The 5,257-nt window shown below is 64.0% G+C and carries 7 protein-coding genes; 2 read left to right on the plus strand and 5 right to left on the minus strand.

The window, feature by feature from the left end:
- From WC739_RS24395 to puuE, 5 genes are all read right to left on the minus strand, one after another.
- Positions 1-1,028: CocE/NonD family hydrolase (locus tag WC739_RS24395; protein WP_372955558.1), on the minus strand; the 1,028-nt coding region annotated here is incomplete at its 3' end.
- Between the two features lie 96 nt (positions 1,029-1,124).
- On the minus strand, positions 1,125-1,718 hold the full coding sequence (locus WC739_RS24400; protein ID WP_372955559.1) for a nucleoside deaminase: 594 nt from the start codon (positions 1,716-1,718) through the stop codon (positions 1,125-1,127).
- Complete coding sequence (locus tag WC739_RS24405) at positions 1,715-2,221, minus strand: ureidoglycolate lyase (RefSeq protein ID WP_372955560.1); 507 nt, start codon at positions 2,219-2,221, stop codon at positions 1,715-1,717. Before WC739_RS24405 ends, WC739_RS24400 begins: the two co-directional genes overlap by 4 nt.
- Complete coding sequence (locus WC739_RS24410) at positions 2,218-3,081, minus strand: bifunctional allantoicase/(S)-ureidoglycine aminohydrolase (RefSeq protein ID WP_372955561.1); 864 nt, start codon at positions 3,079-3,081, stop codon at positions 2,218-2,220. The genes WC739_RS24405 and WC739_RS24410 overlap by 4 nt, the downstream gene beginning before the upstream one ends.
- 8 nt (positions 3,082-3,089) lie before the next feature.
- Positions 3,090-4,508 (minus strand): allantoinase PuuE, encoded by a 1,419-nt coding sequence (puuE, locus tag WC739_RS24415; protein WP_372955562.1) that lies wholly within the window; start codon positions 4,506-4,508, stop codon positions 3,090-3,092.
- A 201-nt stretch (positions 4,509-4,709) separates the two neighbouring features.
- Here puuE and uraH point away from each other — a divergent pair, with 201 nt between their 5' ends.
- On the plus strand, positions 4,710-5,084 hold the full coding sequence (gene uraH / locus WC739_RS24420) for a hydroxyisourate hydrolase (RefSeq protein WP_372955563.1): 375 nt from the start codon (positions 4,710-4,712) through the stop codon (positions 5,082-5,084).
- 3 nt (positions 5,085-5,087) lie between these two features.
- A partial coding sequence (locus WC739_RS24425; protein ID WP_372955564.1) for a 2Fe-2S iron-sulfur cluster-binding protein occupies positions 5,088-5,257 on the plus strand: 170 nt, incomplete at its 3' end.

A 5,257-nucleotide genomic window follows, 5' to 3' on the forward strand; every position in this document is an offset into this window, starting at 1 on the left:
CTGGGCGACGGCCATTCCCGTTCGGCCACCCAGCGTCCCGGTCTTTCCGGGTGCCAGCGCGCGGGGCGAACGCTGTCCATGACATAGGCGCGATAGGCCGGGTCCGCCTCGACGCCGGTGTCGATGTCCTTCAGCCAGCGATCCCACCAGCGCAGGGCTTCCTGCAGGAAGCCGATGGCGGGCTTCGGCCCTGCGTAATGCGGGTATTTATGGATCCACGGCCCGATGATCCCCCTGACCGGCGCCTCGATGTTGGCGACCAGATCGGAGACGGTGTTGCGGTAGCCGTCATGCCAGCCGCCGATCGACAACACTGCTGCTTTCACGGCCGAAAAATCCTCGCAGATCGAACCGCGTTTCCAGTAGGCGTCGCGGTGTTGATGGCCGAGCCACAAGGGCAACAGGAAGGGCTGGTGCTCCAGCCGTGTCAGCCACAGATCGCGCCAGCGGTTATCGCCCGCAATCAGCGGATCCGGGGGCCGCGACGAATAGGAAAGCATGGTCGAGGCCCAGCCGAAATTCTCGGTCAGCAGGCAGCCGCCCTTGTAGTGGATGTCATCGGCATAGCGGTCCACCGTCGAACACAGGCTGATCACCGCCTTCAGCGCCGCCGGCTGCCTGGCCGCCACCTGCAGGCAGTTGAAGCCGCCCCACGAAATGCCCATCATGCCGACATTGCCGTTGCACCAGGGCTGGCTAGCCGCCCAGGCGATGACGTCGCAGGCGTCCTGCAATTCCTGCTCGGAATATTCGTCGTCCATCAGCCCTTCGGAATCGCCATTGCCGCGCATGTCGACGCGGATCGAGGCGTAGCCGTGGCCGGCGAAATAGGGATGTGTCAGCTGATCGCGAAAGATGGTTCCGTCGCGCTTGCGGTAGGGCAGATGCTCGAGGATGACAGGCACCGGGTCGGCGCCCGCGTCTTCCGGCATCCATACCCGCGCCGACAGCCGGCAGCCATCCGGCATGACGATCCCCATGTCCGGGAATTCAACGACCTTGCGGGGAAATTCGGTGATGGTCTTCATGACCCGCATAACGCCCGCTGGCGGGACGACTTTCAATCATCATTCGCGACTGGAGCAGCGAAAAAAGCGACTTGTGCCGCAGCCCGCTTCATAACCTCAGTTCAGGGGAATGTCGTTCTCGGCCTTGTTCGCCTGATAGGCGCTTGAGAGCTCGTCGTAGCGTGTCGAAATTTTGCCGATCCGCGCCTCCAGCCGATTGCGTTCCGCCTCAGGCAGTTCCCGCACCAGCCTGCGGATCGAAAAGCTCTTCCAGTAAGCGTTCTCGGCATTGTAGCCGCCGGGGTCGAGGGTGAAGACCTCCTTGAGAATCCTGAGATCATGCGGAATGGCGAAGCTGTCGCGGGAATCCTCGTGGCTGAACAGATAGTAGAAATTGTCGAATCCGGCCCAGGTGATTGCCGACAGGCACAGCGAGCACGGTTCGTGCGTGGCGAGGAAGATGGCGTCGCTTGTGTCGACGCGCTCGGCCCTGGGCATTTCGTAGAAGCGCTTCAGGCAATGCACCTCGCCGTGCCAGAGCGGGTTTTCGATCTCGTTGTTGGTCTCCGCCAACACCAGCGAACGGTCGTCCTTCCTCAGGATCGCGGCGCCGAACAGCTTGTTGCCATGGGCGACGCCATCTTCCGTCTTCGGCACAATATCGTTCTCGATGACGTCGAGCAGGCGGTCGATCAGCGAAATATCGGTCATTGCCGGAACCCGTCGGGGAGATGGATCTCGTAGGCATGCGGGAAATGGAACTCTTCGAGATTGGAGCCGTCGCCGCCGCGGTCGACGATCAGGAAATCCTGTTCCTCGCCGAGCGGGGTCAGCACGCCGTGCCAGAGATTGCGCCGGTAGTTGATGCCTTGTCCGGGAGCGGTGATGAAGGCGTGTGGCTCGCCCGGCCCCGCATTGCCGTCTTGGCAGACAACGACCAGGAACGGCCGCGGCGACAGCGGGATGAAGGCCTGGCTGCCGAGGGGGTGGCGCTCGACCATGGTCAGCCTCAGCGGCAATTCGTAAGGCGTGCCGCGCACCATCGAAATCAGCACCCGGGCATTTGGTCCCGTTGCCTCGGCGGTGGCCAGATCATGGTAGCGCTCGGCCTTGCCGGCATTGATCGGGTAGTGGTTGCCGCCGCCCATGTCGAGGACATCGCCGAAACCGGCGAAGGCCTCGCGGGTCAGCGGCCGCGCGACGATGCGGTTCACGGCGCCCGCCTCGCAATCCCGGCGCCGCCAAGCTTGGCGTGGCGGTTGACATCCTTGTAGAGGAGGTAGCGGAATTTGCCTGGGCCGCCGGCATAGCAGGCCTGCGGGCAGAAGGCGCGCAGCCACATATAGTCGCCGGCCTCGACCTCGACCCAATCCTGGTTGAGGCGATAGACCGCCTTGCCCTCCAGCACATAGAGGCCGTGCTCCATGACATGGGTCTCGGCGAAGGGGATGACAGCCCCGGGCTCCAGCGTCACGATGGTCATGTGCATGTCGTGGCGCAGATCGTCCGGATCGACGAACCGCGTCGTCGCCCAGCGGCCTTCGGTTCCGGGCATCGGCGTCGGCGCGATCTCCTGCTCGTTGGTGAAGAAGGCCTCAGGTGTCTCCAGGCCATCGACGGCTTCGTAGGCCTTGCGAATCCAGTGAAAGCGGACATCGGCCTGGCCTTCGTTGCGAACCGTCCAGCCGCTTGCCGGCGGCAGGAAGGCAAAGCCGCCGGGGCGCAACACGTGTTTCTCGCCGGCGAGCAGGACGGTCAGTTCCCCCTCGACCACGAACAGCGCGCCTTCGGCGCCGGCATCGGGTTCCGGCCGCTCGCTGCCGCCGCCGGGCGCGACCTCGACGATGTATTGCGAAAACGTCTCGGCGAAGCCTGACAGCGGCCGCGACAGGATCCAGACCCGGGTCCTGTCCCAGAACGGCAAGGCGCTGGTGACAATATCGCGCATCACGCCCCTGGGGATGACGGCATAGGCCTCGGTGAACACGGCGCGGCCCGTCAGAAGCTCGCTCTGGCCGGGGTGGCCGCCATGCGGCGCGTAATAGGTTAGCTCGGGCATTCTGGTCGTATCCATGGTTCAACCTATTGCGGCAGCATGTCCTTGAGGCGGAGCAGCGCGATGCGCTCGACCTGTTTACAAGCGGTTTCGAATTCGACTTGGCGGCTGTTGCCGATGCGCGCCTCGAACTCGGCCAGGATCTCCTCCCTGGTCTTGCCCTTCACCGCGATGATGAAGGGAAAACCGAAGCTGGTGACGTAGGTGGCGTTGAGCCTGGAGAACTGGTCCCGCTCCGCGTCGGTCAGGGCATCGAGGCCCGCCGAGGCCTGTTCCCTGGCCGATTCCGCCGTCAGCCGCCTGGCAGCGGCCAGTTTGCCCGCGAGGTCTGGATGGGCGTTGAGTACGCCGAGCCGCTCGGTCTCGCTGGCGGCGCGGAAGATACGGCAGAGCGCGTTGTGAAGGCCGCCGGCCGTGTCGTGCGCCGGACCGAGTTCCAGCTCGTAGGCACGCTCGGCGATCCAGGGCGAATGCTCGAACACGCCGCCGAATGTGTGGACGAAGGTTTCGAACTCCATTTTCGATGGGCGCAGCGCCGCCGGCTTGTAAGGATGGTTCTCCTGCCAGTGTCTGGCGATGTCGATGCGCCGCGCCAGCCAGACCTTGTCATGCGACTTCACATAGTCGACGAACCGCTTCAGTGCCGCCACCCGGCCCGGCCGGCCGACGAGGCGGCAATGCAGGCCGATATTCATCATGCGCGGCCGCCCTGCCTTGCCCTCGGCATAGAGCGTGTCGAAACTGTCCTTCAGATAGGCGAAGAACTGGTCGCCCGAATTGAAGCCCTGCGGCGTGGCGAACCGCATGTCGTTGGCGTCGAGCGTGTAGGGGATGATCAGCTGCGCGCCGCCCTCGTGCTCTAGCCAGTACGGCAATTCGTCGTCATAGGTGTCCGACACATAATCGAAGCCGCCCTCTTGCGCCGCCAGCCGCACCGTGTTGACCGACGTGCGGCCCGTGTACCAGCCGGTCGGGCGCTCGCCAGTCACTTCGTAGTGCAGTTTGATCGCTTCTTCCATGTCGCGGCGCTCGTCTTCCGCAGCATGGTCGCGATAGTCGATCCATTTCAGCCCGTGCGAGGCGATCTCCCAGTTCGCGTCCTGCATCGCGCCAACCTGATCGGGCGAGCGGGCGAGCGCGGTGGCAACGCCGTAACAGGTCACCGGAATCTCGGCCTCGGTGAACAGGCGATGGAGCCGCCAGAAGCCGGCGCGGGCGCCGTATTCGTAGATCGATTCCATGTTCCAGTGGCGCTGGCCGGCCCAGGGCGCGGCGCCGACGATTTCCGACAGGAAGGCTTCGGAAGCCCTGTCGCCATGCAGCACGCAGTTCTCGCCACCCTCCTCGTAATTGACGACGAACTGCACGGCGACATGCGCACCGCCTGGCCATTTCGGGTCCGGCGGATTGGCGCCGTAGCCGCGCATGTCCCTGATGTAACGCATCGTCCCTCCGTGCCCGGCATCGCCGGCAGTGTGATCAGGATAGCGAAAGCGCCGCTTCCGCATTCCCCCGATAATTTTTGAAAGTGTTTTTGTCGCGCTCCGCTCGACCGCGACTTATGCATTGCCTTTAATTGGCGCACAATTCATCTGTAATGTCCCGATGGGCCAATTCGGGCGTGTGGCGGAAATGGAAGGCGGCCAATGGCAGAGACGTTGAAGGCCGAGGGCGGACGTCTGACGACCCATGTCCTCGACACGGCGACGGGCAAGCCGGCGGCCGGACTGTCGATTTCGCTCTATCATCTCGATGGCGAAGCCCGGACTCTTCTGAAGACCATGGTCACCAATGCCGATGGACGCTGCGACGCGCCGCTGCTGGCCGGCGCGGAATTCCGCACCGGCGAATACGAACTGGTGTTTGCCGCCGGCGACTATCTGCGCGGCCTGCAGACGAAATTGCCCAAGCCGGCCTTTCTCGACCTGATCCCGATCCGTTTCGGCATGGCAGATCCGGTGCATTATCATGTGCCGCTGCTTGTCTCGCCCTATGGTTACTCGACCTACAGAGGGAGCTGAGGCATGGCCACTGTCACAATCCGCAACGAGCTCCGCTTCATCCTGAATGGCAAGGATGTGGTGCTGTCGTCGGTGGCGCCCGACGCCACGCTGCTCGACTGGCTGCGCCTCGACCGCTCGCTGCGCGGCACCAAGGAAGGCTGCGCCGAAGGCGACTGTGGCGCCTGCCCTGT

Origin of the sequence: Mesorhizobium sp., assembly GCF_041661565.1 — a bacterium.
Taxonomy (GTDB): Bacteria; Pseudomonadota; Alphaproteobacteria; order Rhizobiales; family Rhizobiaceae; genus Mesorhizobium.